The 25817-nt window shown below is 65.4% G+C and carries 21 protein-coding genes and 1 pseudogene; 10 read left to right on the forward strand and 12 right to left on the reverse strand.

Annotation, left to right across the window (positions count from 1 at the left end; all coding sequences use genetic code 11):
- Nucleotides 1–180, forward strand: a 180-nt coding sequence (locus K359_RS54745) for a transposase (RefSeq protein ID WP_051346682.1), incomplete at its 5' end; no start/stop codon positions are given.
- Nucleotides 181–616: 436 nt separating this feature from the next.
- Here K359_RS54745 and K359_RS54750 read toward each other — a convergent pair.
- The 6 genes from K359_RS54750 to K359_RS0140785 form a co-directional block, all read right to left on the reverse strand.
- Complete coding sequence (locus tag K359_RS54750; protein ID WP_051346683.1) at nt 617–1954, reverse strand: O-antigen ligase; 1338 nt, start codon at nt 1952–1954, stop codon at nt 617–619.
- Nucleotides 1955–1960: 6 nt separating this feature from the next.
- Nucleotides 1961–3388 carry a glycosyltransferase family 1 protein gene (locus tag K359_RS0140765; protein WP_029084355.1) on the reverse strand — a complete coding sequence of 476 codons (1428 nt, stop codon included), beginning with the start codon at nt 3386–3388 and terminating at the stop codon, nt 1961–1963.
- Nucleotides 3385–4125 carry an ABC transporter ATP-binding protein gene (locus K359_RS0140770; protein WP_029084356.1) on the reverse strand — a complete coding sequence of 247 codons (741 nt, stop codon included), beginning with the start codon at nt 4123–4125 and terminating at the stop codon, nt 3385–3387. Before K359_RS0140770 ends, K359_RS0140765 begins: the two co-directional genes overlap by 4 nt.
- A gap of 2 nt (nt 4126–4127) precedes the next feature.
- Nucleotides 4128–6068: a glycosyltransferase gene (locus K359_RS0140775; protein WP_029084357.1), complete on the reverse strand. Its 1941-nt coding sequence runs from the start codon at nt 6066–6068 to the stop codon at nt 4128–4130.
- 17 nt (nt 6069–6085) lie between these two features.
- Nucleotides 6086–6274: a hypothetical protein gene (locus K359_RS0140780; RefSeq protein WP_029084358.1), complete on the reverse strand. Its 189-nt coding sequence runs from the start codon at nt 6272–6274 to the stop codon at nt 6086–6088.
- Between the two features lie 262 nt (nt 6275–6536).
- Nucleotides 6537–6971: a hypothetical protein gene (locus K359_RS0140785; protein ID WP_029084359.1), complete on the reverse strand. Its 435-nt coding sequence runs from the start codon at nt 6969–6971 to the stop codon at nt 6537–6539.
- Nucleotides 6972–7132: 161 nt separating this feature from the next.
- Here K359_RS0140785 and K359_RS0140790 point away from each other — a divergent pair, with 161 nt between their 5' ends.
- Together K359_RS0140790 and K359_RS0140795 are read left to right on the forward strand one after the other, a co-directional pair.
- Nucleotides 7133–8008, forward strand: a complete 876-nt coding sequence (locus K359_RS0140790; protein ID WP_029084360.1) for a DUF6502 family protein — start codon at nt 7133–7135, stop codon at nt 8006–8008.
- Nucleotides 8005–9243 (forward strand): DUF5666 domain-containing protein, encoded by a 1239-nt coding sequence (locus K359_RS0140795; RefSeq protein WP_029084361.1) that lies wholly within the window; start codon nt 8005–8007, stop codon nt 9241–9243. The genes K359_RS0140790 and K359_RS0140795 overlap by 4 nt, the downstream gene beginning before the upstream one ends.
- Nucleotides 9244–9312: 69 nt before the next feature.
- On the opposite strand, the gene K359_RS0140800 is transcribed toward K359_RS0140795, so the two are convergent.
- On the reverse strand, nt 9313–10677 hold the full coding sequence (locus K359_RS0140800; RefSeq protein WP_029084362.1) for a M23 family metallopeptidase: 1365 nt from the start codon (nt 10675–10677) through the stop codon (nt 9313–9315).
- 100 nt (nt 10678–10777) lie between these two features.
- On the reverse strand, nt 10778–11497 hold the full coding sequence (locus tag K359_RS0140805; RefSeq protein ID WP_165123435.1) for a peroxiredoxin: 720 nt from the start codon (nt 11495–11497) through the stop codon (nt 10778–10780).
- 241 nt (nt 11498–11738) lie between these two features.
- Here K359_RS0140805 and K359_RS54755 point away from each other — a divergent pair, with 241 nt between their 5' ends.
- The gene (locus tag K359_RS54755) at nt 11739–15443 is read left to right on the forward strand and encodes a DUF3971 domain-containing protein (RefSeq protein ID WP_035977986.1); all 3705 of its coding nucleotides are present in this window, start codon (nt 11739–11741) and stop codon (nt 15441–15443) included.
- 37 nt (nt 15444–15480) lie between these two features.
- Nucleotides 15481–16104: a class I SAM-dependent methyltransferase gene (locus K359_RS0140825; protein WP_029084365.1), complete on the forward strand. Its 624-nt coding sequence runs from the start codon at nt 15481–15483 to the stop codon at nt 16102–16104.
- 60 nt (nt 16105–16164) lie between these two features.
- Here the strand turns inward: K359_RS0140825 and K359_RS0140830 are convergent, their stop codons facing one another.
- The 3 genes from K359_RS0140830 to tyrS form a co-directional block, all read right to left on the reverse strand.
- The gene (locus K359_RS0140830; protein ID WP_029084366.1) at nt 16165–17757 is read right to left on the reverse strand and encodes an alkaline phosphatase family protein; all 1593 of its coding nucleotides are present in this window, start codon (nt 17755–17757) and stop codon (nt 16165–16167) included.
- 188 nt (nt 17758–17945) lie between these two features.
- Nucleotides 17946–19190, reverse strand: a complete 1245-nt coding sequence (locus K359_RS0140835; RefSeq protein WP_029084367.1) for an MFS transporter — start codon at nt 19188–19190, stop codon at nt 17946–17948.
- 57 nt (nt 19191–19247) lie between these two features.
- A complete protein-coding gene (tyrS, locus tag K359_RS0140840) occupies nt 19248–20501 on the reverse strand; it encodes a tyrosine--tRNA ligase (protein ID WP_029084368.1) in 1254 nt (417 codons plus the stop codon).
- Between the two features lie 150 nt (nt 20502–20651).
- Here tyrS and K359_RS0140845 point away from each other — a divergent pair, with 150 nt between their 5' ends.
- The 3 genes from K359_RS0140845 to K359_RS0140855 all read left to right on the forward strand — a co-directional run bounded on the left by K359_RS0140845 (nt 20652) and on the right by K359_RS0140855 (nt 22848).
- Nucleotides 20652–21755, forward strand: a complete 1104-nt coding sequence (locus K359_RS0140845) for an anhydro-N-acetylmuramic acid kinase (protein WP_029084369.1) — start codon at nt 20652–20654, stop codon at nt 21753–21755.
- 82 nt (nt 21756–21837) lie between these two features.
- A complete protein-coding gene (locus K359_RS0140850) occupies nt 21838–22515 on the forward strand; it encodes a glutathione S-transferase family protein (RefSeq protein WP_029084370.1) in 678 nt (225 codons plus the stop codon).
- 3 nt (nt 22516–22518) lie between these two features.
- Nucleotides 22519–22848: a multidrug efflux SMR transporter gene (locus K359_RS0140855; protein WP_029084371.1), complete on the forward strand. Its 330-nt coding sequence runs from the start codon at nt 22519–22521 to the stop codon at nt 22846–22848.
- Nucleotides 22849–22945: 97 nt separating this feature from the next.
- Here the strand turns inward: K359_RS0140855 and K359_RS0140860 are convergent, their stop codons facing one another.
- Entirely contained in the window at nt 22946–23593 is a 648-nt protein-coding gene (locus K359_RS0140860; RefSeq protein WP_016843213.1) for an alpha/beta hydrolase, read from the reverse strand.
- A 358-nt stretch (nt 23594–23951) separates the two neighbouring features.
- On the opposite strand from K359_RS0140860, the gene K359_RS0140865 reads away from it, so the two are divergent.
- Both K359_RS0140865 and K359_RS0140870 read left to right on the forward strand, forming a co-directional pair.
- On the forward strand, nt 23952–25109 hold the full coding sequence (locus tag K359_RS0140865; RefSeq protein WP_029084372.1) for a cysteine desulfurase family protein: 1158 nt from the start codon (nt 23952–23954) through the stop codon (nt 25107–25109).
- Nucleotides 25110–25203: 94 nt separating this feature from the next.
- Nucleotides 25204–25817, forward strand: a pseudogene (locus K359_RS0140870) (Fe-S cluster assembly protein SufB); the annotation flags it as partial.

The raw sequence follows: 25817 nt of genomic DNA on the forward strand, positions 1-25817 counted from the left end.
ATTCCCAAAGCCCGGGAATTGGCCACAGCCGAGTTCGCGACGCTGCGTCTTCGTCTCTTGAAACTCGCTGCCCGTGTCGTCGAGACCACGAGCCGCATTCGCCTTGCGTTTGCCGCGGCATGTCCCGAAGCCGACCTGATCCGCGGCTTGCCAGGCGCGCTGCTGCCGCTCGGTCCTTGACCGGCGGGGCGTCCGCCCCCCGTTCGCCCAACCTACACCTCAAGCGCGTTGCAAAGTACCGGTCGTCAGGCGGTGAAAAGCCGAAGGCAATCCTGTGCGCCTCGTCAGAGCAGATGTACGGCCGCATCAATCGGGCCCAAAAGCCGCACTCTCACGAATAGGACGGGCTAAGGGTCTTCTTTTCCGCCTGGAGCGTTTTGATGGCTGCTTTCAACTCGTCAACAAGTCCCATCCGGAACCCCTCAGCTAATTCTGGGTAGTCACTACCACCACCCCCCAGCCGAGCAACCCGAGCCGTCGTTGGCGGAGGCGGTCTCTTCATTGGAGAACTCATTGTGACTTCTGGAATATTTGCCGCTGCCGGTTGGATTTTGCCGCAGCCCGCGTGCTAGCCGGTCCGGCATCCGTTCTCGTCGGATTCAATTCGTTCCGGCGGCTACCGTTTCAATGCGACGACCTCTGCCGCGGCACCTTTCGCCAAAATCTTCTCCGGCTGCCGCGCCCGCTCCGCCATGCCGCCGGCGACGCCGACGCCGATCACGTACATCCAACCTTCGTGAAAATCGGACAGATGCGAGTTGAGCAGCGAGCTCGTGATGTTCTGCACGACGACGGCAAGCCCGATCCAGGTGACGAGATCGCGGCTAACGAGATCGCGGCCGGTGAACAGGCGGATGTGGCTATACCACATGGCGTAGAGCAACAAGATGCCGGCAAGCCCCCACTGGATTCCGACATTGAAGGTCTGGTTGTGCGGATTGTTGATCACCTCGGCCTGCAGGCCGGTCTGTCCGGCGGCATCCTGCGTGAACATGTGCTTGATCGCGCCGGTGCCGTGCCCGAGCCATGGCGCCCCGGCGATGAATTTCACCGACTTCCGCCAATAGGTCAGCCGCTGCGCGGTGGAGGCGATGCCGGAGGTGTCGTGCGCGCGATACTCGATGCCGACATCGGCGATACGCTGGCGCAGATAGGGGGATGTGGTCCAGACCAAAAGGCTCGCTGCGGCGACAGCGGCGAACAAGAGCCGCGTGGCGCGTCGTGACAAATGCAGCGAAGCGAACAGGATCAGGAGCACCGGTATGTAGACCAGCGCGGTCCGCGCCGAGACGACATAGAACATGTTGGCGAGGAACAGCAGGATCAGCGCGAGGCAGCCTGCCGCGATGCGCCATTGCCGGGCCTGCAGCGCCGTCAATGCCGGCAGCGCCAGCGCGAAGGCGCACAGCGCGAATTCCTGGCTCTGGTCGACATAGTTCTTGACCGGCACGCCTGCGGACGCGGTGTGCGCGAGCTTGAGCTGCGGCAACGCCAGCACGATCCAGGACAGGATCATCATCAGCGTGCACGAGGCCAGAAAGGCGATGAAGACCCAGAGCCCGCGCTGCGAGCGCTGGAAGTAGCCGAGCAGGAACGGCAGCAGCAGCAGCTTGCTGAGCGGCTTGATGCCGTGCAGCCGTTCGGTCCAGTCGGCCTCCGACCAGGCCAGGCCGACCAGCGCGAGCGCGACCAATGCGATCGGCAACGCAAAGGACGGCCGTGCGAGATCGAGAACGAATTGCTCCCAGTCGATGGTCGGGAGCACCGCGACAAGCCACAGCAGCATGAAGACGGCGAGCGCGGTCGTCGACCAGGGCAGCGACGCCGCGGCCAGCGCGATCATTGTATCGGTGGCGCGGAGGTAGGCGACCGAGCCGGGCCAGGCGCGGACACGGTCGCGCCATCGCATCGGCGGTTCGATGGCAAGACCAATGGCGTCGGAATCGGTGGTCATGACCGGTCACACGCCGTGTGCGGTCGCGCTGTGGAATGTAACCATCGCGGCGGACAGCGCCGCGGCGGCGGCCGCGATTTCGGGGGCAGCCCGATGGGACAGCAGGTCGCGCGCCTGGGTATGATGGCCGAAGCGCTCGGCGAGCTCGGTCCGGCGCTCGCGGATCCGCTCGCGCCATTGCTCCTGCTGCGCCAGAACGCGCCGCACCGAGGCGCAGATCGATTCGGTCGAGAACGGATCGAAATAGTCTGCAAGCTCGCCCGCGACCTCGCGGAACACGGCAATATCGGAGCACAGTACGGGGGTATTCGCCGCAAATGCCTCGATGATCGGGACGCCGAAGCCTTCAGCGAGGCTCGGCATGATCAGGCCATGCGCGCCCGCGATCAGCGCCACCTTCTCGTGCTCATCGACATAGCCGGAGAAGCGGACGTTTTTCGGCTGGTTGCGCGCCTGATTGGCGCCGCCGGCATAGCCGATCACGATGAGATCAGCCTCCGGCAGCTTGCGGAAAGCGCGGATGACGGCCGCGAGGTTCTTGCGCGGCTCATTCGAGACGATGACGACGAAGCTCGGCCGTGCCGGAACGGCGGTGGTCACCGGCGCAAGCGGCGCTTCCGCCACGTCGAAACAGGTCCGCGGATAGACCACCCGCGTCGGAATGTGCGCATATTGCGGGAGCAGGGCGCGGAAGCGGTTCATGCTGTAGTTCGAGACGAAGGCGAGCTCGTCGGCCTGATGCACGCTGGTTAGAAGCCGCGACAGGAACAGGCGGGTCGCGATGTCATCCAGCTTGAGATCGGTGATCGGCAACAGGTCGTGGACCACGCAGATCACCTTGGCGCTCGGATGACGCTTGATCGCAACCCGGGTCGGGGTGTCGATGAGAATGACGTCATAGTCGCGCGCGTCGACCCGCGGCGGGGGCAGCCGGGTCAAGGCCGACGTGTCCTGATAGCTGTAGAAGCCGGGCTCGAGCAGGAAATCGCCGAACAATTCGAGATGGCGCAAATCGGTCGGAATGTATTCGAGGCCCTCGGTCCGGTTCTCGATCAGCTTGACGCTGGTAGGCAGCAGACGAACCGAGCGCAGGAAGGCGATGATGAATTCAAGCGAGGTCGCCGCCTTGAGCTTGTGCTTGAACCAGTCGACGGTGCGGCGCAGGCCGCCGCGCATGATCGGCGAGTTCATGTCAGTTTCATCGAGGAAACGATAGAGCGCGAGCAGCTCGATCAGCCGTGAGTCCTGGGGCAGCAAGCGCGTCCGCTGCTGCCTGCGGCGCAGTTTCCGATAGCGGCGCGTGGTCTCCACGACGAGCGTCAATTGATGTCCGTCGCCGGCGAGCGAGCGGATCAATTCGCGCGTGAAGTGGAAGATGCCGCGCTTGTGGTTGGGTTCGCCGAGCGCCTCGCTGACGACCAGGATCTTTGTCATGCGCTGATTTCTCTGAGCTCGAGGTGATGCGGGACGGGAGCATCCAGCGCAACGGTGCTGGCGATGCGGCCGTGATCGAGATTGATGATGCTGGTGCAGGTGCGGCGCAGCAGCGCATGGTCGTGCGAGGCGATGATCACGATCGCCGCGGTCTCGACCATCTTGCGCAGCCGCTGCTCCGCCTTGGCCGAGAAATTCTCGTCGACCACGCTGAGCCATTCGTCGAGCAGCAGGATGTCGGCGGGAAAGGCGGTGGCGGTCGCGAACAGCACGCGCATCAGCATGCCCGAGGAGAACATGCGCAGCGGCAGCCGCTGCATGCGTTCCTCCAGTTCGGTGAAGGCCCATATGCCGTCGAGGATAGCCGGCGTCGGCTTGCGTCCCGAGATCCGCAGCAGCAGGTTGATATTGTCGGCGGCGACGAAATCGAGGTTGACGCCGGCCCCTAAGCCAAGCAGCGGCACGATGTTGCCGGAAATCTCGACCCGGCCGCTGGTCGCCGGAAAGACCCCGGCGATCAGCCGCAGCAGCGTCGACTTGCCGGAGCCATTCGGCCCGGCGAGGCCGATGCGTGCGCCGGCTTTCGCATCGATCGAGATGTTGTCGATCGCGCGGATGGTGCGCATCTCGCTGCCCTGGCGGAACAGCCGCCCGAGCACGCGGCGCTTCAGCGAGAAGTCGTAGGCGCCGTACAGCGGATAGTCGAGGCAGACGTCGCGGAGCTGGATGCTTGCCATGCCTAGATCCAGAACGCCGCTTTGCGCAGATGGGCGACGGTGACGGTCGCGGCGACCGCGAGCACAGCGAGGCAGGCGAGCACGTAGATCACGCTGGTCGTCGCGACGTGACCGGTCGCTAAGGGATCGCGCCAGATCGCGAACAGATGCGTCAGCGGATTGAGCCGCATCACCGTGGAGCCGCGATCGATCATCTCCTCTGTCCAGATGATCGGCGAGGCCAGGAATGCCAGGGTCAGCGAGGATTCGATGATCGGCTTGATGTCGCGATAACGTGTTGCCAGCGCGCCGAGCACGAGGCTCAGGGCCAGCGTGCAGACGACGTAGAGGGCAAGGCCGGGCAGGGCGGCGATGGCGCCGCCGACATCGCGGGGCGTCAGCGCGAGCCAGAGGATCAGCGGCACGACCGCATTGTGGGCCGCGAACAGCGCCTGTCGTAAGGTACATTGCAGCAGGAACACCACCGGTAGCAGCGCGCGATCCTTGATCAGGCTGGCCGAGTTCTGCAACGCGGTGGTGGCGTCGAGCACGACGCTGTTGAGAAAGGTCCAGGCGGTGAGGCTCGCCGCAAGCATCGGCAGCCGCGCCAGCGCGCTCGCGTTGGAGAGATGGCCGATGACCGAGCCGAGCACGGCGACCATGATGGCCATCTGGATCGACATCCAGAAGGGTCCAAGGAGGGAGCGGACGTAGCGATGGCGCACGTCGGACCAGGCCAGTGCTGCCGCGATCTGGACCGCCCCGACGAGACCGGCCGTTTGGGGACGCGAGGCTGGGGCTGGTGAACCTGCGTCCTTTGCGGTGGCCTCGTCGGTAACGACCTTGCGGTACACTGTCTCGACTCCCTCCTTGAAGGCTGTGGTTGAGTATTTCGTGATGGCGCGATGGCGCGCGGCCTGACCCATGCGGCGGCGCCGCTCGGGATCGTTGATCAGGGTCTCGACGGCGTCGGCAAGCGCTGCGGGATCGCCCGGCGGCACCGTGATGGCCTCGAGGCCGTGGCGGGCGACATGCGGAACGCCGGTGTCGAGCGCGGTGTTGACGATGGGGCGGCTCGCGGCCATCGCCTCGAGCTGCACCAGCCCGAACGTCTCTGCATTGGTCACCGACGGCATCACGAAGACGTCGGCGATGCGCATCAGCTTGACGCGCTCGCTCTCGGACACCGAGCCGAGCAGGCGGACGCGGTCCTGCAGGCCGTAGTCGCGGATCAACTGCTCCAGATTCTCGCGTTCGCGGCCCTCGCCGACGATCCAGACCTCGAAATTGCGGGCGTGCGCCGCGCGCACCAGCACGTCAAAGCCCTTGTAGGGCACCAGCCGACCGCAGGCGAGCACCAGGCGGCCGCGCGCGTTGACGTCATCCGGCTGGGCCGCCGGCCGGTCATATTTCGCAACGTCCACACCAAATGGAACGGCGTGGCATTTGTCGGAAAATTCCTGCAGCAGCGGCGTGGTCTCGAGCAGCACCGGATCAGAGACGATGATCGCAGCGGCGCGACGCAGCGTCCGCCGCATCAACGGTTCGACGAGGAACCGCAAGGCCGCGTGCGAGACGATATCGGCGTGCCAGTGCACCACCAGCGGACGCGCACGGCCGAGCCCGAGCGCGAACACGAGGTCGGCGAGCGGGAAGGGGGCATGCAGCGCCAGCAGATCGTGCTCGCCGATGCGGCGCCACAGCCGCCACGGATAGGTCGGCGCGGCCGGCAGCGACAGCACGTCGCCGAACGAGTGCACGCGCTCGACGGCGACGTCGTTGACCACGATCTGCCGCTCGCCGCCGGAGCGCGAGCAGACCAATGCCGCGGCGTTGAAGGTGTCCTTCAGGCCGGCGCAGATGTCGCGGATGACCGTCAACGTGCCGCCGAACAGGTCGGGGTAGTAGACCTTGAAGATGTGCAGCACCGAGGGGCGCCGGACCGGCGCGTTGACAACAATCATGGGCGGCTCGATCCGGATCATGCTGCGAACAGGGCGACGACGAACGGCAGCGCTAGCGCGGTGAAGAACACCAGAGAGCGCAGCAGCGCCGGAAACACCGGCTCGATCGGGCCGCAGGGCGCCTGCGGCGTGAAGCGGAGTGTGGTGGCGGCGAACCGACCGGGTTCGCAAGGCGAACCGGGGTAGCGGACCGAACGAAGAGACATTGCGTCGGATTCCCTGCTGGATGGATTCTGGATACGTGGGAAAACTTCACACGTCAATGACGTCGAACTAAAATGTGGGATTATGTCCCACGTGTGGCGATGGATAACTTTTTTTGAAGAAGGGGAGACGCGACCGCGTGACGTCACGGTCGCGCCACGACGGCGCGAGCTGAGCGAAATGACGAGGAAATGAGCAGAGCTATCGCGTGCGGCAGGCGACAACTGATCGTCATGCCCGGGCACGACGAGCTGGGAGCAGGCGTCAGGCCGGCTCGGCCGTGCTGCGTGCGGCGGATGGCTGCAACTGGCCGCGGATGGCGGCGATGTCGAAATGGATCCGCTCGGGCAGCATCGCGGCCGCGGGTCGCTGCAGGTCCTGTTCGATCACGACGCGCTTGCCGCCATCCGATGTCAGCGCGATCGAGATCGACAGCGCCCGCGGCTCGGCGGAGAGCCCGGCATGCGCGCGGCAGGCATATTCGCCGGCACGCAAGGCGCCGAAACCGAAGGCGAGCAGGCGGCCATAGATGTACAGCGCCACCAGGTCGGTTTCGTCGAAGCGGCGCGGCGAGCCGGGCACAACACCCGGCAGGCAGGGATAGCTGCCCGCCATCACCGTCGCCACGAACTCCTCGTATGGAACCTGGGCGACCCGGCAGGCTTCCGCGATCGCAAGGTCGAATCGGGCAGGCGTCATGGAGCGGTCCGTATCGCTGGCGCAGCGCCACGGACCGTGACGTCAGCGCCCGCAAGCGCGCATTGTCTCCGGAGGTGACTTTATTTCCCATAAGTGGGAAAATGTCACACGTCAAGTGGGGTGGGATTGTGTCCCACGCGACGGACGGCTAAAACTTGGGCATGAATGCCAAAGTCCCGAAGCCGAAACCGGCATCGTCAGCGCCGATTGCCGCAGCGAAGCTGCATTCGCCGCTGGCGCGGATGCTGCGTCCGCTGGTCCGACTTTGCATCCGCGGCGGCATGACGTTTCCGGCGCTGACCCAGCTGTTGCGCGAGCTCTATGTCAACGTCGCCGAGCACGATTTCGCGCTCGAAGGCAAGGAGCAGACCGACAGCCGCGTCAGCCTGCTGACCGGCATCCACCGCAAGGAGGTGGCGCGGCTGCGCGGCGCCGGCGCGCCGGTCAACGCGGTGCCGGCGACGCTGTCGCGCACCAGCGCGATCATCGCGCGCTGGCTGGCCGCGCCCGAATTCACCGACGCGAAGGGCGACCCGCTGCCGCTGCCGCGCACCGCGGATGGCGGCGCGCCGTCGTTCGAGTCGCTGGTCGAATCGATCACCAAGGACGTGCGGCCGCGCGCGGTGCTGGACGAATGGCTCGACCGCAAGCTCGTCACCATCAACGACGATGACGAGATCATGCTGGTCGAGGAGGCCTTCGTCCCGCATGGCGACGACGACCGCAAATGGCACTATCTCGGCCGCAACCTGCACGACCACGTCGCGGCCGCCGAGATGAACGTGTCGTCGGCGACGCCGCGCTTCCTCGAACGCGCGGTGCATTATGACGGGCTGTCGGCCAAGCTGGCGAAACGGCTCGAGGGCCGTTCGCGTGAGCTCGCGATGGAGGCGCTGAAGGTCGCCAACCGCGAAGCCAACCGCGCTTTGGCCAAGGACAAGGGCGGCGACTATCGCTGGAATTTCGGCATCTACATCTATCGCGAAGGCCCGGACGGCCCGGTCGATGACGATGCGGACGAAGGCGGCGCGTCATGAAGCGCCCGCCCGTCATCTCGCGCCGCGCGCTGCTTGCAGCGTTCTGGCTCGCCGGAACGTCGCTCGCGGGCGCGCAGGGCAAGAAGCGCGGTAGCGACCAGGGCATCGGCGGCACCGGGATCACCGGCTCGGATCAGGGCATCGGCGGCACCGGCATCGTCGGCGTGATCCAGCGTTTCGGCTCGATATATGTCAACGGTGAGCGCGTCGCCTACGCGGCTGACGTGCCGGTGCGGATCGACGGCGAGGCGGCGAGCGCGAAAGCGCTGCGGATCGGACAGCTCGCGCGCGTGGTGGCGCAGCGCGATGCCGGCGGCACGCTGTCGACCAAACGCATCGATGTAGCGAGCGAGGTGACCGGGCCGGTCGAGCACATGAAGCCAGGCGAGCTGACGGTGCTCGGCCAGAAGGTCGCCTGGAGCGGCAGCGAGAGCTGGCTGAAGCCGGGCGCCCATGTCGCCGTGTTCGGGCTGCGCCGCACCGACGGCGTCGTCGTCGCGAGCCTGGTGCAGCAGCACAGCGCCGCCGCGACGCATGTCACCGGGCCACTCGAGCGCGATAGCTCCGGGGCGTTGCGCATCGGCGATCTCAAGCTGACCGGCGTCAACGCCGCGCTCGCCGGCCAGCGCGTCTATGCCGAGGGCCAGGTCGCGCAGGGCGTGATGCAGGTCGCGCGCAGCCGGGCCGACGATTTCTCCGATCTCGCCGGCGCCAACCGGCTCCTGATCGAGGCCTATGTGCGGCGGGTCGGCAATGATCTGCAACTCGGCTCCGGCTTCGTCGCGCGCGATCATTCGCGCTTCTCGCCGGCGGCCGATACGCGCGTGGTGGTCAATGCGCAGCTGTCTGGCACGCGCGAGCTGCGCGTCGAATCGGTGCAGTCGGTTGGCAAGTTCCCGGGCTCCTCGGTACGGAGCCCCGGCACGCCCGGACGTGGATCCGGTGGCGGCGGACCCGGATCAGGACATGGTCCCGGCGGGCGCGGTGGACCCGGCGGTGGTCCTGGTGGCGGTCCCGGCGGTGCGCCTCCGGGTTCGTCGGGCGGACTGCCGCCAGGCGGCGGTCCTGCGCCCAATCCGGCCACGGGTGGATCGACCGGTCCGGAGCCCGGCGGCGGCTTTGGGCCACCCGGCGGTGGATTCGGCGGAGGTGGTGGACCTTTCGGCGGTGGCGGGCCGGGCGGCGGATTCGGTGGCGGCGGACCCCCGGGTGGCATGGGCGGCGGCCGGCGCTGACGCCACAAACGAGATCGGCGCAAGCGGGGCCGCTTGCGCCGATGTTCAGATCGCTGTCGAGCGACGGAGCTAGCCCGCGCTGAGCCGGACGCCGGCGCGGAGGAATTTCTGCGGATCGACGGCTTCGCCGTCGATCCGGGTTTCGTAGTGCAGATGCGGACCGGTGGAGCGGCCGGTCGAGCCGACGGCGCCGATCACCTGGCCTATCTTGACGGTGTCGCCGACCTTGACGCCGATCTCGGAGAGATGGCCGTAGCGGGTCGAAAGGCCGTTGCCGTGATCGACCTCGACCATGCGGCCATAACCGCCGGCCCAGCCAGCCGACACCACCTTGCCGTTGGCGGTGACGCGTACCGGATCGCCCTGGGCGGCGCGGAAGTCGAGGCCGGTGTGCATCGCCGGCCGGCCGAGGAAGGGATCCGAGCGCACGCCGAAGCCGCTGGTGAACTCGACTTCGCCGACGACGGGCTTGCGATAGGGCACCAGCGCCAGCGTCTGGTTCAGCCGCTGCATCTGGGCGCGGTTGATGTTGATGCGATAGAGCTGGCGCTCGAACGCGCCGGCGTCGGCAGAGAGTTTCACAGGGACAAAGGGCCCGCCCATGCCGGAGCGCGGCGTCGCCGCTTCGAGTTGCGCCATGTTGAGGCCGAGATCGGAGATCACGCCGCGCATCCGGCGCACCCGCGATTCGATGCCGTCCTCGACCGAGGACAGCGCGGCAACCTGGCGCCGCTCGACCTGGTCAAGCGAGGTCTGCAGACGGACCAGGACGTTGTCGACGCCCTGGGCCTTGGCGAACTGGTTCGGCTGCGCCTTGGCGATCAGCGGTGCGCGCGATTCCAGCCGCGCCTCGCGATCCGGCGGCGCCACGAAGATCACGGTGTCGCTGATCGGCGAGGGTTTTGGCGAGCCGGAGGAGGGCGACGTTTCGGCGCGGCCCTGCGGCTTGATCGATCCGGTGGAGGTGGCATCGGGCATTGCGCCGAGCGCGGTGGCGCGCGATTCAAGCGTCGACTGCCGCTTCATGATCTGGTCGAGCTTCTGGTCGAACTGCTCCTGGTCGAGCAGCTGGCGGCTGGTGGTGCGATCGACCTTGGCGCGCAGCTCGGAGATGCGGTCCTCATAGGCGTATTGCATCTCGGCCTGGCGGGCGATCAGCCGGGTCAGGACGTCGTCGCGGAATGCGAAATAGGTCGCGGTCGCCGCCGACCACATGCCGAGCAGGACCACGGTGCCGACCGCGATCCAGAACACGACCGGCCCGAACCGGACCTGCTTGCCGGCATGGACAATGGTGTAGCCCTCGCCGGAGGCCGCCACCGCTGCGGCCGGAGCGGCGTGCTGCGCTGCCGGACGGCGTGCGGGCGTCCGGCCATGGTCCTGCGGATGATGGTGTTTCTGGTATTCCTGGTGATGACCGGACCGGCTCGACATCGGTACTCCCGCGGCCGGTCGGACCAAGCTCCGTACGGCTAATCTGCGGGGGCGATTTGAGCTCGCCATGGTTAATTTTCAGGAAACGGAACCCCTCCGATCAGATCGCTCGGGCGGCCTCCAGTACCGCTTCGGCATGGCCGTCGACCTTCACGTGGCGCCAAATCCGGGCGACTTTTCCGCCGGAATCGACCAAAACCGTGGTGCGAATAATTCCCATGAAGGTCCTGCCATACATGGATTTTTCGCCCCAGGCGCCATACGCCTCCAGCATCTGATGGGCCGGGTCGGAGACCAGCGGCACAGACAGCTGGTGTTTGTTTCGAAATGACTCCTGCGCCTTAACCGTATCGGCGGATATGCCGACCACCTCGGCACCCGTCGCGGCGAACTCGCTTTTGAGCCGGGTGAAGTCAATCGCCTCCCGGGTGCAGCCAGGGGTGTCGGCGCGGGGATAGAAGAAAAGCACCAGCTTCTTGCCGGCGAAATCCTTAAGCGAAACAGTGCCGCCGCCGTCGCGCGGCAGGCTGAAGCCAGGTGCCGCGGCGCCTTCCGCGAGTGTGACGGCGGACGGCTTGGTCACTGACGCGGCCGGCTCACGCTTTAACGGTTTCGACGCAGCCTTGTGCGAGGCTTTGCTTCGAACACCCGCCGCGGTCCTGGTCCTGGTCTTGGTTGTTTTGGCGGCTGCCTCTTTCGCAGCGGTTGTGCGGGTTTTGGTCGCGGACTTCCCAGTGCTTGCGCTTGCGGCGCGCGCAACCTTTGTTGCGACCCGCTTTCCGGTTGTGTTGGAGGATTTCTTGCGCGTTTTCTTGGACATACGCCTTCCTTTCGTCGCTTTCCGAGGCTCAACCATTGAGGTATTGCGGGTCTCATTCGCGGCGGCCGGATTCGCATCGGCCGCTGGGCAAGTTTGATGGCCACGGAGTATGGTGACAAGGAATTCGACGCGTTACCCGTCCGCTTGCTGAATTGGCTTTTGTTTGGGTTGTTTGGTCCGTTCTTTTGGTCCGTTCTTGGGGCCATCGGCGAGTAACATGATTAGGCGAGGATAGGCGGCGATGCCGGCACAGGAGCGCTCGATACGAATCGACGGGCGTCCTGATGGCGGCGATCAGCTTCGCCGTCAGCACCGAGAGGCAATGGCAAGGAACACGTCGCCGCAGGGTCCAAATCCGCGCGCCGGGGCTGACTTCTCGCAAGGGGAAGACGACGCCGCGTGGGACGAGCAGGATGAGGCGGCGGGCCACCGTGCGCGGCAATTGCTGTCGCGTTCGAACGGCAACCTGCATCGCTTCACCGACTTCTGCTCCGGCATGCAGCGCTGGCTGAATGGCGGGCGCTGGATTCGTCGCATCGGTCTGGTCCTCGCGGTGCTCGTCGTGATCTTCGCGACCTGCTTCGCCGCGTTGTGGTGGCGGCTCGGTGCCGGTCCAATCAATTTCGACATGGCGACGCCGTGGCTTGCCGCGGCGATCGAGGAAAATATCGGCCACGGCAACACCGTCGAGGTCGGTGGAACCCAGATCGAGCGCGCCGGCCGCGTCAGGATCGCGGTGCGCATCCGGGACATCATCGTGCGCGACCGCGACCATGCGATCGTGGCGAGTGCGCCGAAGGCCGAGGTGCGGTTGTCGGGCACGGCGCTGCTGATGGGGCAGTTGCGGGCGGAGAGCCTCAACCTGGTCGATGCGGAGCTGTCGGTCCGCATCACGCCCGATGGCTATGTGACCGTATCCACCGGCGATACCGCCAAGCCGCTTGCTACCGGCGTTGCCTCCAAGAGGGAGGCGGGCATGCCGCCGACATTCCCGCGTCCGGTGCCCGCCGCACCGTCGCCCGCGGTGCCGTCGCCGCCGGTTGCCTCCGGGCCCTCGGCGGCCACGCCCGAATCGGCCCAGAGCGGACTGCTCGCCGGTCTCGACTGGCTCGACAGTCTCAGCCTGACCGGCCTCGACGGCCAGAACCTCAACGAGATCGGCCTGAAGAACGGCAATCTCGTCGTCGACGACCAGCAGCGCGGCAACAAATGGAGTTTTGAGAATATCAGCCTGAGCCTGCGGCGCCCGAGCGGCGGCGGCGTTGCACTCAGCTTCGGCGAGGAGGGCGCAAAGCCCTGGTCGGTGCGCATGGTGATCGGGCCGCAGACCAACGGCGTGCGCTCGGTCGACATCAAGGCCGACAAGGTTTCCACCAGCAACATCCTGCTCGCGCTCCGGACCAAGGACCTGACCTACAGCGCCGACCTGCCGTTATCGGGCGAATTGAAAGGCGAGCTCGGCCGCGACGGCCTGCCGACCTACTTCCGCGGCAAGGTCAATGTCGGCGCCGGCAACATCATCGACACCGACACGCCCGACTATCCGATGCCGGTAGATTCGGCCGAGATGAGCGTCGAATGGGATTCAGGGCGGCGCGTGCTGCTGGCGCCGATCAAGATCGTCTCGGGCGCCAATCGCATCACGCTGCTCGGCCATCTCGAACCACCGAACGACAATGTCACGGACTGGCAGGCCGGTCTGTCGGGCGGCACCATCGTGCTGGCCGACGCCGACAAGAATGAGCCGCCGCTGATCTTCAATCGCATCAACATCGGTTTCCGGTTCGATACCGACAAGAAGCGCGTGCTGCTGACCCAGGCCGACATCTCCAATGGCGAGATCGGCGTCGCCGGTACCGGCAGCATCGATTATTCCGGCGAGCCGCGGTTGCAACTCGGTTTTGCCGGCACGCCGATGTCGGCCTCCGCCCTGAAGCGGATGTGGCCGGTCATCATCGTGCCCGAGGTGCGCGAATGGGTGCTCGAACGGATCGACCGCGGCACGCTCCAGCGCATCGATGTCGGGGTCAACTCGCCGGTGCACAATCTGTCCCGCAAGGGACCGCCGATTCCGGATGACGGCCTCTCGGTCAACATTGTCGCCTCTGGAGTCACGGTGCGTCCGGTGGACAAGATGCCTGCGGTGCATGATGCGGACCTGAAGGCGAGGGTCACCGGCCGCACCGCGACCGTGACCATCAACCAGGGCATCGCCGACACGCCGGCGGGCCGCAAGATCACGCTGTCGGACTTCACCTTCGAAGTGCCGGACATGGCGCCCAAACCGTCGCCGTCGAAGGTCAAGTTCCGAGTCGACTGCCCGGTGCCGGCCGCCGCCGAAATCCTGGCATCCGACCGGCTCAGCGATCTCTCCGGTCCGCCGATCGATCCCAACGCCAGCAAGGGCAACGTCACGGCCACGATCAATCTCGGCATGCCCGTGAAGGGCGAGCTGACCAAGGCCGATACGCAATATTCCGTCACCGCCGATATCGCCGGTGTTGCCGTCGACAAGCTGGTGATGAACCAGAAGCTCGAGGCCAATACGCTGAAGGTGATCGCCAGCAACGCCGGCTTCCAGGTCAAGGGCGACGTCAAGATCAACGGACAGGCGGCGTCGCTCGACTACCGCAAGCCGGCCGACGGCGACGCCGACGTCAAGCTGCAAGCGACGCTGGACGACGCGAGCCGCGCACGCCTCGGGCTCGATCTCGGGCCGGCGGTCTCGGGCGCGATCCCGATCAAGCTGAGCGGCAAGATCGGCAGCGGCGACAATCCGGCCACCAAGATGGGCGTCGAGGCCGATCTCACCCAGCTCAAGCTCGACAACATCCTGCCGGGCTGGGTCAAGGCGCAGGGCAGGGCCGGCAAGGCGACCTTCAACGTGGTGCCGAAGGGGCAATCGACCCGGTTCGAGGACATCTCGATCGAAGGCAGCGGCGTGTCGATCAAGGGCGCGCTCGAGGTCGACCAGAACGGCGACCTGATGAATGCGAACTTCCCGACCTACGCGCCGTCGGAAGGCGACAAGACATCGTTGCGGGCCGATCGCGGTCCCGACGGCGTGATCAAGGTGACGATCCGCGGCGACGTGTTCGACGGCCGCGGCTTCCTGAAATCGGCGATCTCCGGCCGCGACAGCGATCCCAAGAGCAAGGCCAAGACCACCGATTTCGATGCCGATCTGAAACTCGGCGCTGTGGCCGGCTTCAACGGCGAGGCGATGCGCGGCGTCGACGCCAAGATCTCGCGCCGCAACGGGTACTTCAAGGCGTTCACGCTGGCCGGCAAGGTCGGCGGCCAAGCCACCCCCGTCAGCGTCGACTTGCGGCGCCAGCAGGCACGGGAAGTGATCTATCTGCAAACCGGCGACGCCGGCGCGCTGCTGCGCTTCATCGATACCTATTCCAAGGTGATCGGCGGTCAGCTCATGCTGGCGTTGGAGCCGCCGACACCGGATCAGGGTCCCAAGGACGGCCTGATCACCATTCGCGACTTCTCGGTGAAGGGCGAAGCCCAGCTCGACCGCGCGGTCGCCGGCGGGCCGATCAGCACCCAGAACGGCATCGGGTTCGACGCGCTGCGCGCCGAGTTCACGCGCCAGAGCGGCCAGCTTTCGATCCGCGACGGCGTGGTCAAGGGACCGAGCATCGGCGCCACCATCAAGGGCAGCATCGACTATGTCGGCAACCAGGTGCGGATGAACGGCACCTTCATTCCGATGTACGGCTTGAACAACATGTTCGGACAGATCCCGTTTTTCGGGATATTCCTCGGCGCAGGCAGCAATGAGGGGCTGATCGGCGTCACCTATGAGGTGGTCGGCACGCCGAACCAGCCAGTGCTGCGCGTCAACCCGATCTCGGCGCTGGCGCCCGGGCTGACGCGGAAGATCTTCGACTTCAATCAATACAATCCGACCGATCTGCCGCCGACGAACAATTAGGGCATGATCCGTTGCAGCCGGCCAAGCTGGATCAGACTTGCAGGACAGGGCCAGCCAGATCATCGATCACTACGAGCGCCACGCGACCGCGTGGGATGCCGACCGGCGCGCGGCCGACTGGAACGACAAGCCGTGGCATGATCGCTTCATCAAGGCGCTGCCTGCCGCGGCTGATGTGCTCGATCTCGGTTGCGGATCGGGTGTCCCGGTTGCCCGGCACATGGCCGAGCGCGGGCTTCGCGTCACCGGCGTCGACGCGTCGCCGACCTTCATTTCCCTGTGCCGTGAGCGACTCCCCGAACATGAATTCGTCGTCCGGGATATGCGGTCGCTGCGGCTTGGGCGTCAATTCGATGGCGTGCTCGCCTGGGACAGCTTTTTTCATCTCAGGCCGGAGGACCAGCGCGGGATGTTCGACGTGTTCGCCCGACACGCCGGCCCATCCGCTGTGCTGATGTTCAACAGCGGGCCGCACCATGGCGAAAGCGTCGGCCAGTATCGCGGCGATCCGCTCTATCACGCGAGCCTGGGGCCGGACGAATACACGGCGCTGCTGGATGGCATCGGCTTCGACGTGATTGCCCATGTCGTCGAGGATTGGACAAGCGCAGGCGGCCGTACGGTCTGGCTTGCGCAAAGGCGAGTTCACAGAACGGCATAAGAAAACGGCGCCCGAATGGATCGGGCGCCGTTGACTTTAAGTCTTCAGCAGACGTCTGACTCAGCGGTCGAAACCGGGCAGGGCGGCGGTGTGCTCCGCGCGGGCGCCGGTCAGCTTGTTGGGATTGAGGTGGAGTGCGCGCAGGATCGTCGGTGCGACCTGCTTGTTCTCGACCTTGTCATCAACCACAGCGCCTTCGAAGCCGGGGTTGGCGACGACCAGCAGGACGTGGGTATCGTCGTCGGTGAAGCCGCCATGCTCGGAGACCTTCTTCGAGCTGCCGCTGTAGATCGTGCCGTGGAGCGGCTGGATGATGATGTCGGGCGTGCGGCCCTGCGCCGGGTTACCGAATTTGTCCTCCAGCTCGTCGCCGGCATAAATCTTCTCGATCCGGGCTTGGTTCAGCAGGACCTTGTCGTTCTCGAGGATGCCGACGGCCTTCGCGGCCTGGGTCTGATCGGCCAGCCAGATCAGCGAGACGTCGTCGGCAGTCTCCTGCGCCACCTTGACGCCGCCGGCGGTCAGGAGGTCGACCGGGTCGACGACGTCGGCATGACCGATCGGCAGCCTCGGATTGGTAGAGCCCTTCAGCATGTGAAGCTGGCCCACGTCGATCGGCGACTGGCCATGCTTCGCTCCGACGACAACCAAAGTATTCTTCGTGAGATGCTGCTTGTCGAGCTGATCGAGCATCTGGCCAAGCGAGCTGTCGACGAAGTCGAGCGACAGTTCGAGCTGCGCGCTCGGTGTGCCCTTCGCGTCGGTGTAGCCGTCGGCCGTGACCTTCTGTCCGACGCTGACGGCCTGGAAGTTCATACCAAGGATCGCCGGCACGCCGACCGTCTTGGTCCCGGTGTGGTCGAGGCCCTTGATCCAATTCAGGACGGCGGTGACCTTCAGATTGTCGTAGTAGCGGGTGTAGACCGGGTTCACGGTCCAATCGTCACTGGCCTGAGGCGTCGGGATCAACTGAGGTGCGGTGGCAAGCACGGTCGTCGAATTGATCTCGGGCGCATAGAGCTCATCGAGGCCCTTGCCGGAGGGGCCGCTGATGATCTCATAGGCCGGGTGCTTGTCCGACCAGGCCGTGCGCAGGCCGGCCTCGTGGATGACTTCCATGATCGTCGTGGTGTCGTTCTTCAGGTACGCGTGCGGATAGACCGGCTGGCAGGCGCTGCCGATCTTGCGCAGCGGCAGGTTCGCCGGATTGATGTGGTCGGAATTCGCCGGACCACCGCCGTCGAGCTTGTTCAGATCGTAATCGAGCGCTTCGAAGTATGTGGCTTCAGTACCCGGCTTGCCCTGGCAGTTGCTTCCGGGCGGATACAGGGTCTGGTCGTAGGTGTCGTCATAAAACACGCCGTGCGTCTTCGGCGAGGCGCCGGTCATGAACGCCAGCAGCCCCGGAAAGGAATCCGACGGGCGGGACGTGTGCGCGTTGGTGTAATGGACACCGTGCCTCAGCAGCTTGGCGAAGGCCGATGTCGGGTGACCCTTGACATAACGCTGCAGGTCGACCTCGTGCATGCCGTCGACGCTGATCAGAAGCACATGTTCGATGGCGCGATGGTCGTCATCGTCGGCGCGTGCGGCCGCGCTGAGCGCGGTCGAACCGAGCAATACTGCAATCGCGAACTTTCCGAATCTATTCATGATTGACGCCCTCCCTGGAGAAATTGGCGTCCTTGAATACCGCTGCGAACAAGACGGCGATGTGAAACCGGAATGATGATGTCATGACTGTCCCGCACTCGAGCGATGCGGACCAGTTCACCAGGAGAAAATGCGTCAAGACAAAAAATCGAGAGCCCCGATCCGATTCAATCGGAACGGAAGCAGCGCTAGCGCCGCAGCGCCGGCACCACCAGGAACGGGATCAGGCCGAGCACGACATTGACCAGCGCGAAGGCGATCAGCGGATTGTAGCTGTGGGTCCAGTCGTGGATCAGGCCGCCACCCCATGAGCCGAGGCCGGAGCCCAGACCGCTGCCGATCATGATGGTGCCGTAGATGGTGCCGACGCGCTCGCCGCGGAAGATTTTCAGCGCGGTCGCAGTGATCAGCGGGCCGCGCGAGCCGATCATGCTGCCGAAGCAGATGATGAAGCCGGTCAGCAACCAGTAGTTCGGATACCACTGCAGCAGCCAGAGCAGGATGATGCCGAGGATCGAGACGCCGTAGCTGAACAGCACCGACGGGCGGCGGCCGATGATGCCGTCGAGCGTGGAGACGCCGAGCATGCCGACGAACAGCGCGACGCCGGAGAATCCCCAGGCCGTGGCAGCCTGCAGCGGCGGGAAGCCGACATCGATCAAATAGGCGACGATCTGCGCGGTCAGCGCATACATCGCGACCGCCGTGAAGAAGAAGGTGGAGAACAGTGCCCAGAAGGCGTGGTGGCGCATCGCGCCGAGCAGCGTCCAGCCTTCGTCGGCCAGACTGGTCTCTGCCTTCCTGACGATGTGCGGCGACCCGCCTGCGAGCAGACGCCAGGGCAGAAGGACGAGTGGAACAAGGAGGCAGAGCGCACCGACGCCGAACATTTGATAGGCGTCGCGCCAGCCGATCCGGTCGATCAGAATCTGCGACAGCGGCAGCAGTACCAGCAAGCCGGCACCCATTGCCGAATACATCACCGCCATCGCGGTCGGGAGCCGCGGTCCGAACCAGCGGCCGAGCAGGATCGAGTTCGACACATTGCCGATCAGCGCAGTGCCGAAACCGACGCAGAGGCCGACGCTGAGCTGGAATTGCCAGAGCTGCTGGGCACGCGACGCGACCAGGAAAGCGCAGCCGAGCAGCGACAGGCCGAGCGCATAGACCACGCGCGGGCCCGAGCGGTCGAACAGGCGTCCGACCAGCGGCGCGGCGAGGCCGCTGGCGAGCCAGGCCAGCGAATAGACCGACACCACCGAGGCGCGATCCCAGCCGAAATTTTCCGAGATCGGTTTCAGGAACACCGTAAAACTGTCGCTGAGGCCGCGCCCGAGCACCGACAGCACGAAGCACAGCGCCAGCACGTTCAGCGCGACGCGCGTGGATTTCGGCTTCGCGAGCCTGTCGTCGAGGGGCGTGTTCTGGTCCATCGCAAAGGACGGAGCGCGCTTTCGGCATGCCCCGCAACCGACAAAATGCGAATATGCCTATGCAGGCTTCAGCAGCACGTGCCGCTTCTTGCCGAGCGACAGCTTGACGACGCCTTCCGGCGTCAGGTTGGCCGACGTCAGCAGCATCTTCTCGTCGGTGACGGCGGCATCGTTGATGCGCAGTCCGCCGCCCTTGATCTGCCGGCGCGCTTCGCCGTTCGAGGCGACGAGTTCGGCCTTGACGAAGGCGGCCAGCACGCCGAATCCCGCTTCGAATTCGCCACGTGGAACTTCCACCGTCGGCAAGGTCTCGGCCAGCGCCCCTTCCTCGAAGGTGCGGCGTGCGGTCTCGGCAGCCTCAGCGGCCGCGGCGCGGCCGTGGAGCAGGGCGGTGGCTTCGGTCGCCAGCACCTTCTTGGCCTCGTTGATCTCGCTGCCGCCGAGCGCTGCAAGCTTGTTGATCTCGCTCATCGGCAGGATCGTGAACAGCTTGAGAAACTTGACGACGTCGGCGTCCTCGACATTGCGCCAGTACTGCCAGAAGTCGTACGGCGAGAACTGGTCGGCGTTGAGCCACACCGCGCCCTTGGCGGTCTTGCCCATCTTGTCGCCGGAGGCGGTGGTGAGCAGCGGCGTGGTCAGCGCGAACAGCTGCGGCGAGCCCATGCGGCGGCCGAGATCGACGCCGTTGACGATGTTGCCCCACTGGTCGGAGCCGCCCATCTGCAGCCGGCAGCCGGCGCGGCGCGACAGCTCGACGAAGTCGTAGGCCTGGCAGACCATGTAGTTGAATTCGATGAAGCTCATCTCCTGCTCGCGCTCGAGCCGGAGCCGCACCGAATCCATCGTCAGCATGCGGTTGACCGAGAAGTGCCGGCCGATGTCGCGCAGCATCTCGATCCAGTTCAATTTCGTCAGCCACTCGGCATTGTCGAGCATGATGGCGTCGGGATGTCCGTCGCCGTAGCGCAGCACCTTGGCGAACACGCCGCGGATCGAGGCCTTGTTCGCTTCGATCTCCGCGACCGTGCGCATCGCGCGCGTCTCGTCCTTGCCGGAGGGGTCGCCGACCATCGTGGTGCCGCCGCCCATCAGCGTGATCGGCCTGTTGCCGCTCTGCTGCAGCCAGTACAGCATCATCATGGTGAGGAAGTTGCCGATGTGCAGCGACGGCGCGGTGCAGTCGTAGCCGACATAGGCGGTCGCCTCGCCCTTCGCGGCAAGCGCGTCGAGGCCCTCGAAATCGGAGCACTGGTGAACGAAGCCGCGTTCCTGTAGAGTATTCAGGAAATCCGATTTAAATGCAGTCATTTGTCGGCGAGCCAGATCATTCTTGTTTTACGGTTTTTGCATCTATTTGCGGAACCTTGACGCTGAGGCCTCGCAGGCGGCCGCGCAGTGGCATTATAGGATGTACTTGTTTGAGACAAGCCGGGGGTTCCCGGTTGGGGCGCTTCCACGATGATGTTAACGGCACTCGGTCTGATGAGCGGCACCTCGCTCGACGGGGTCGACGTCGCGTTGATCGAGACCGACGGCCGCCAGATCAAGGCCTTCGGACCCACAGGCTATCGCCCCTATACCGACGGCGAGCGCAGCCTGCTGCGCCAGGCGCTGACAGAGGCGGTTCATCTGTCGCGGCGCGACGCCCGGCCGGGGATCCTGCGGCAGGCCGAGCAGGCGGTCACCACAGCCCATGCCGAGGCGGTCGCCAGCTTCACGGCGCAGACCCGGATCTCCGCCCAGGACATCGACATCGTCGGGTTCCATGGCCAGACCGTGCTGCATCGCCCGGAGCGGAAGCTGACGGTGCAGATCGGCGATGCCCTGGCGCTCGCCAAGGCGATCCACATCCCGGTGATGCACGATTTCCGCGCCGCCGACGTCGAGGCCGGCGGGCAGGGCGCGCCATTCGTGCCGGTCTACCATCGCGCGCTGGCGCAATCGCTGAACCGCGAGGGGCCGATCGTCGTGGTCAATATCGGCGGCGTCTCCAATATCACCTATATCGACGGCACCGACACGCTGATCGCCTGCGACACCGGGCCGGGCAACGCGCTGCTCGACGACTTCATGTTCCGCCAGATGCATCAGCCGTTCGACACCGCTGGGAAGTTCGCCGCGCTGGGCAAAGCTGACGAGGCCTGGATCGCCCAGGCCTTGAGGTTGCCGTTCTTTACGCTGCCGCCGCCGAAATCGCTCGACCGCAACGACTTTGCCAGCCTGAAGCTCGGCGCCGTGGCGCCGGCTGATGGCGCTGCAACCCTGACCGCCTTCACTGCGGCCGCGATCGCCCGCGTCGTGCCGCTGCTGCCGAAGGTGCCGAAGAGCTGGATCGTCTCCGGCGGCGGCGCCTCCAACCTCACCATGATGCGGATGCTGCGCGAACGGCTGGCGCCGGCGATCGTGGAACCCGCCGAGGCGCTGGGCTGGGCGGCGGACGCCATCGAGGCGCAGGCCTTCGGCTTCCTCGCCGCGCGCGGCCTGAAGGGCCTGCCGCTCAGCTATCCCGCCACGACGGGGGTGCCGATCCCGATGACCGGGGGCATCATCGCGCGACCGTGATTTAGATGCAAATGCATCTACCTTGACAGTTCCATGCCGCTGCATTTAATTCGATGCAGTTGCATTGAACGCGAGGTTCGCTATGGCCGCCCCGAAGCTGATCAGCCACAAGCTCTGCCCCTATGTGCAACGCGCGGTGATCGCGCTGCATGAGAAGGGCGTGCCGTTCGAGCGGATCGACATCGATCTCGGCAACAAGCCGGACTGGTTCCTGAAGATCTCGCCGCTCGGCAAGGTGCCGGTGCTGGTGGTGACCCGCGACGACGGCGCCGAGGTCGCGCTGTTCGAGAGCAACGTGATCTGCGAGTACATCGAGGAGACGCAGGCCGGCGCCAGGCTGCATCCCAAGGAGGCGCTGGTGCGCGCCGAGCATCGCGCCTGGATGGAGTTCGGCTCGGCCATTCTCGGCGATCTCTGGGGGCTCGAGACGGCAACCGATGCCGCAGCCTTCGAGGGCAAGCGGCAGGCGGTCGCCGCAAAATTCGCGCGGGTCGAGGCGGCGCTGGGTGCGGGGCCGTTCTTCGCAGGCCCAAATTTCAGCCTGGTGGATGCGGTGTTCGCGCCGGTGTTCCGCTACTTCGATCTGTTCGACCAGCTGACCGATCTCGCGGTGTTCACGCATACGGCAAAACTGCGCGCCTGGCGCCGCGCGCTGGCGCAGCGGCCTAGCGTGCGCAGCGCCGTTTCACCTGACTATCCGGCGCTGCTGCACGCGTTCCTGGTCGGCCACCGCGCGCACATGCTGAAGCTTGCCGCGTAAGCCATGTCGCACTCGGTTGCCTGGATCGCGCTCGTCGTCGCCGGAATGCTTGATGTCGGCTGGGCGATCTCGATGAAATATGCCGAAGGCTATACGCGGCTCGGCTGGACGCTGGTCTCGCTGGTGCTGCTCGCCGCCTTCGTGTTCCTGCTCGGGCGCGCGCTGCAGGTGCTCGGCGTCGGCGTCGCCTACACGGTGTGGACCGGCATCGGCGCGGTCGGCACGCTGACCATGGGCGTGCTGTTGTTCAACGAAGCCTTGAACCCGATGAAGGTTGCGGCGATCGCGCTGGTCTTGGTCGGCATCGCCGTGTTGAAGTTCGCGCCGGAATAGGCGGGGACCGTAGCCCGGATGAGCGAAGCGATATCAGGGGTTTGCGCCGTTGCGACCCGCATGTCGCTTCGCTCATGCGGGCTACAAGGTCTTGGCTTCACCGCACGTTGGCGAGGCGCATGTCGAGATAGCCAGTCACCGTCTCCATCAGCGGCTCGAGCTTGCCGTCGAAGAAGTGGTTGGCGCCGGGGATGACCTGCTGGTCGATCACGATGCCCTTCTGCGTCTTCAGCTTCTCGACCAGCGTGTTGACGTCCTTCGGCGGAACCACGGCATCCTTGTCGCCGTGCACGATCAGACCCGATGACGGGCAGGGCGCGAGGAACGAGAAGTCGTAGAGATTGGCGGGCGGTGCGATCGAGATAAATCCCTCGACCTCAGGCCGGCGCATCAGAAGCTGCATGCCGATCCATGCGCCGAACGAGAAGCCGGCAACCCAGCAGGCGCGCGCTTCCGGATTGATCGCCTGCGCCCAGTCGAGCGCGCTCGCGGCGTCAGACAATTCGCCGGTGCCGTGATCGAACGAGCCCTGGCTGCGGCCGACGCCACGGAAATTGAAGCGCAGCACCGAGAAGCCGCGATGTGCGAACGCGTAGTAGCACTGATAGACGATCTGGTGGTTCATCGTGCCGTGGAACTGCGGATGCGGATGCAGGATCATCGCAATCGGCGCGTTCTTCTGCTTGGCCGGATGATAACGGCCCTCGAGACGGCCGGCAGGGCCGGTGAAAATGACTTCAGGCATTGCGTTCCCTCGATTGACGTCGATCAATCAATCGGTTGGAGCCATCTTCAGCGACGGTGCGCGAACAAAGCGGCTCATGATGAAAGCGGCGCAGGCACCGCCGGGCGGCACGCTGGAAGGCCTTCTAGCATGACGCAAGGGGCAAAAATCAAGGAAATTGTGCAGCTTGGCGGGGGCGAATATGCGCTGTGTGATGCGCGCGCAGGGAGCTGTGACTGTCTTGCTTGGCAACAAGACGAGGCTCCGAGCGAGCGTGAAAAATCTCGCCTGCCGGTGACTCCGATCTGGTCTCAATGCCCGACCGTCGTTATGTCGCAGTGGAAGGCCGCAACCATGGTGGTTGCGGCGGACAGACTGCATGGCCGATCGCGTCTATCTCGACTGGAATGCCACCACGCCGCTTCGCGCTGAGGCGAAAGTGGCGATGGTTGCTGCGTGGGACTTGAGCGGCAACCCGTCCTCCGTGCACAGCGAGGGACGGCGGGCGCGACGGCTGGTCGAGGACGCCCGCGATGCGGTGGCGAAGGCGGTCGGCGGCCGCGCGCAGGACGTGGTGTTTCTCTCCGGCGGGACCGAGGCCAATGCGCTGGCGTTGACGCCGGGATTGCGCCGCGCTGCGAGCGCGCCGGTGCGGCGTCTCCTGGTGTCGGCGATCGAGCATGCGTCCGTGCTCGCGGGCGGACGGTTTTCGGCGGATGCGATCTCGGCAATCAATGTCACGCGCGCCGGGGTGATCGATCTCGATCATTTGCGCGCGCTGCTGGCGGACGGTCCGCCGGCTTTGGTCTCGGTGATGCTGGCGAACAACGAGACCGGTGCTATCCAGCCGGTCGCTGACGCCGCCGGGCTCGTCCATGCGGCTGGCGGGCTGCTGCATGTCGACGCGATCCAGGCGTTCGGCAAGATCCCGTTCGATCTGGCCTCGACGCAGGCCGACCTCATGACGCTGTCGGCGCACAAGATCGGCGGACCGAAGGGCACCGGCGCGCTGGTGCTCGCCCCTGATGTCGAAGGGCTGGAGGCGTTTCTGCGCGGCGGCGGACAGGAGCATGGGCGGCGGGCAGGGACCGAGAACGTCGCCGGGATCGCCGGGTTTGGTGCGGCAACGAAGGCCGCGATGGCGTCGCTGAAGGCTGATGCCGCCCGCGTCAGAGGGCTGCGCGACCGGCTCGAGCACGGTCTGCGGCAGACGCCGGGCTCGCTGGTCTTCTCAGACGACGTCAAAAGGTTGCCAAATACCGTTCTTTTCACAGCGCCCGGGATGAAGGCCGAGACGGCGGTCATCGGGTTCGACCTCGCGGGCGTAGCGGTCTCCTCCGGTTCCGCCTGCTCGTCGGGCAAGGTGCAGCCGTCCCATGTCCTGGAGGCAATGGGATACCGTTCTGACGTGTCCCAGGGAGCGGTGCGGCTCAGTCTTGGCTGGTCTACCACGGAGACAGACGTGGATTTGACCCTCAAGGCTTGGCGAAAGCTCGCCGATACCTTAGTTAGAGGAGAACGACGAAACACAGCTTGAACTGTTCTAAGCCGATTTCGTCGTCAAAGCTTCGTAAGAGATTTTCGGAACTTGAGATCCACCGCGGTCCTTGAAACCGCGAGCGGAGGATTGAATGCCTGCTGTACAAGAGACGGTCGAGCGCGTCCGGCGCATCGACGTCGACCAGTATCGATATGGGTTTGAGACGCAGATCGAGTCCGACAAGGCCCCGAAGGGGCTGTCGGAAGACACCGTCCGCTTCATCTCTGCAAAGAAGAATGAGCCGGCCTGGATGCTGGAATGGCGCCTGGAGGCGTATCGCCGCTGGCTGACCATGACCGAGCCGACCTGGGCGCGCGTCAACTATCCGAAGATCGACTATCAGGACATCTACTACTACGCGGCGCCGAAGCCCAAGAAGACGCTGTCCTCGATCGACGAGATCGATCCGGAAATCCTCAAGACCTACGAGAAGCTCGGCATTCCCTTGCGCGAGGTTGCGATCCTCGAAGGCGTCGAGCCGCCGCCTGGTGGCGCGCTGTCGCCCAGCCGCAAGATCGCGGTCGACGCCGTGTTCGATTCGGTGTCGGTGGCGACCACCTTCCAGAAGGAGCTGAAGGCGGCCGGCGTGATCTTCATGCCGATCTCGGAGGCGATCCGCGAGCATCCCGAGCTGGTGCAGAAATATCTCGGCACCGTGGTGCCGACCACGGACAATTACTTCGCGACGCTGAACTCGGCGGTGTT

The sequence above is a fragment of the Bradyrhizobium sp. th-b2 genome (assembly GCF_000426785.1).
GTDB classification, from domain to species: domain Bacteria; phylum Pseudomonadota; class Alphaproteobacteria; order Rhizobiales; family Xanthobacteraceae; genus Bradyrhizobium; species Bradyrhizobium septentrionale.

Bases quoted from the DNA above. Each gene is read 5' to 3' on its own strand.
- K359_RS0140850 (WP_029084370.1), top strand. From the start codon at position 21,838: ATGGCCGCCCCGAAGCTGATCAGCCACAAGCTCTGCCCCTATGTGCAA.
- tyrS (WP_029084368.1), bottom strand. From the start codon at position 20,501: ATGACTGCATTTAAATCGGATTTCCTGAATACTCTACAGGAACGCGGC.
- K359_RS0140805 (WP_165123435.1), bottom strand. From the start codon at position 11,497: ATGTCCAAGAAAACGCGCAAGAAATCCTCCAACACAACCGGAAAGCGG.
- K359_RS0140795 (WP_029084361.1), top strand. From the start codon at position 8,005: ATGAAGCGCCCGCCCGTCATCTCGCGCCGCGCGCTGCTTGCAGCGTTC.
- K359_RS0140780 (WP_029084358.1), bottom strand. From the start codon at position 6,274: ATGTCTCTTCGTTCGGTCCGCTACCCCGGTTCGCCTTGCGAACCCGGT.
- K359_RS54750 (WP_051346683.1), bottom strand. From the start codon at position 1,954: ATGACCACCGATTCCGACGCCATTGGTCTTGCCATCGAACCGCCGATG.
- K359_RS0140800 (WP_029084362.1), bottom strand. From the start codon at position 10,677: ATGTCGAGCCGGTCCGGTCATCACCAGGAATACCAGAAACACCATCAT.
- K359_RS0140775 (WP_029084357.1), bottom strand. From the start codon at position 6,068: ATGATTGTTGTCAACGCGCCGGTCCGGCGCCCCTCGGTGCTGCACATC.
- K359_RS0140835 (WP_029084367.1), bottom strand. From the start codon at position 19,190: ATGGACCAGAACACGCCCCTCGACGACAGGCTCGCGAAGCCGAAATCC.
- K359_RS0140830 (WP_029084366.1), bottom strand. From the start codon at position 17,757: ATGAATAGATTCGGAAAGTTCGCGATTGCAGTATTGCTCGGTTCGACC.
- K359_RS0140790 (WP_029084360.1), top strand. From the start codon at position 7,133: ATGAATGCCAAAGTCCCGAAGCCGAAACCGGCATCGTCAGCGCCGATT.
- K359_RS0140845 (WP_029084369.1), top strand. From the start codon at position 20,652: ATGATGTTAACGGCACTCGGTCTGATGAGCGGCACCTCGCTCGACGGG.
- K359_RS0140855 (WP_029084371.1), top strand. From the start codon at position 22,519: ATGTCGCACTCGGTTGCCTGGATCGCGCTCGTCGTCGCCGGAATGCTT.
- K359_RS0140865 (WP_029084372.1), top strand. From the start codon at position 23,952: ATGGCCGATCGCGTCTATCTCGACTGGAATGCCACCACGCCGCTTCGC.
- K359_RS0140770 (WP_029084356.1), bottom strand. From the start codon at position 4,125: ATGGCAAGCATCCAGCTCCGCGACGTCTGCCTCGACTATCCGCTGTAC.
- K359_RS0140765 (WP_029084355.1), bottom strand. From the start codon at position 3,388: ATGACAAAGATCCTGGTCGTCAGCGAGGCGCTCGGCGAACCCAACCAC.
- K359_RS0140860 (WP_016843213.1), bottom strand. From the start codon at position 23,593: ATGCCTGAAGTCATTTTCACCGGCCCTGCCGGCCGTCTCGAGGGCCGT.
- K359_RS54755 (WP_035977986.1), top strand. From the start codon at position 11,739: ATGCCGGCACAGGAGCGCTCGATACGAATCGACGGGCGTCCTGATGGC.
- K359_RS0140785 (WP_029084359.1), bottom strand. From the start codon at position 6,971: ATGACGCCTGCCCGATTCGACCTTGCGATCGCGGAAGCCTGCCGGGTC.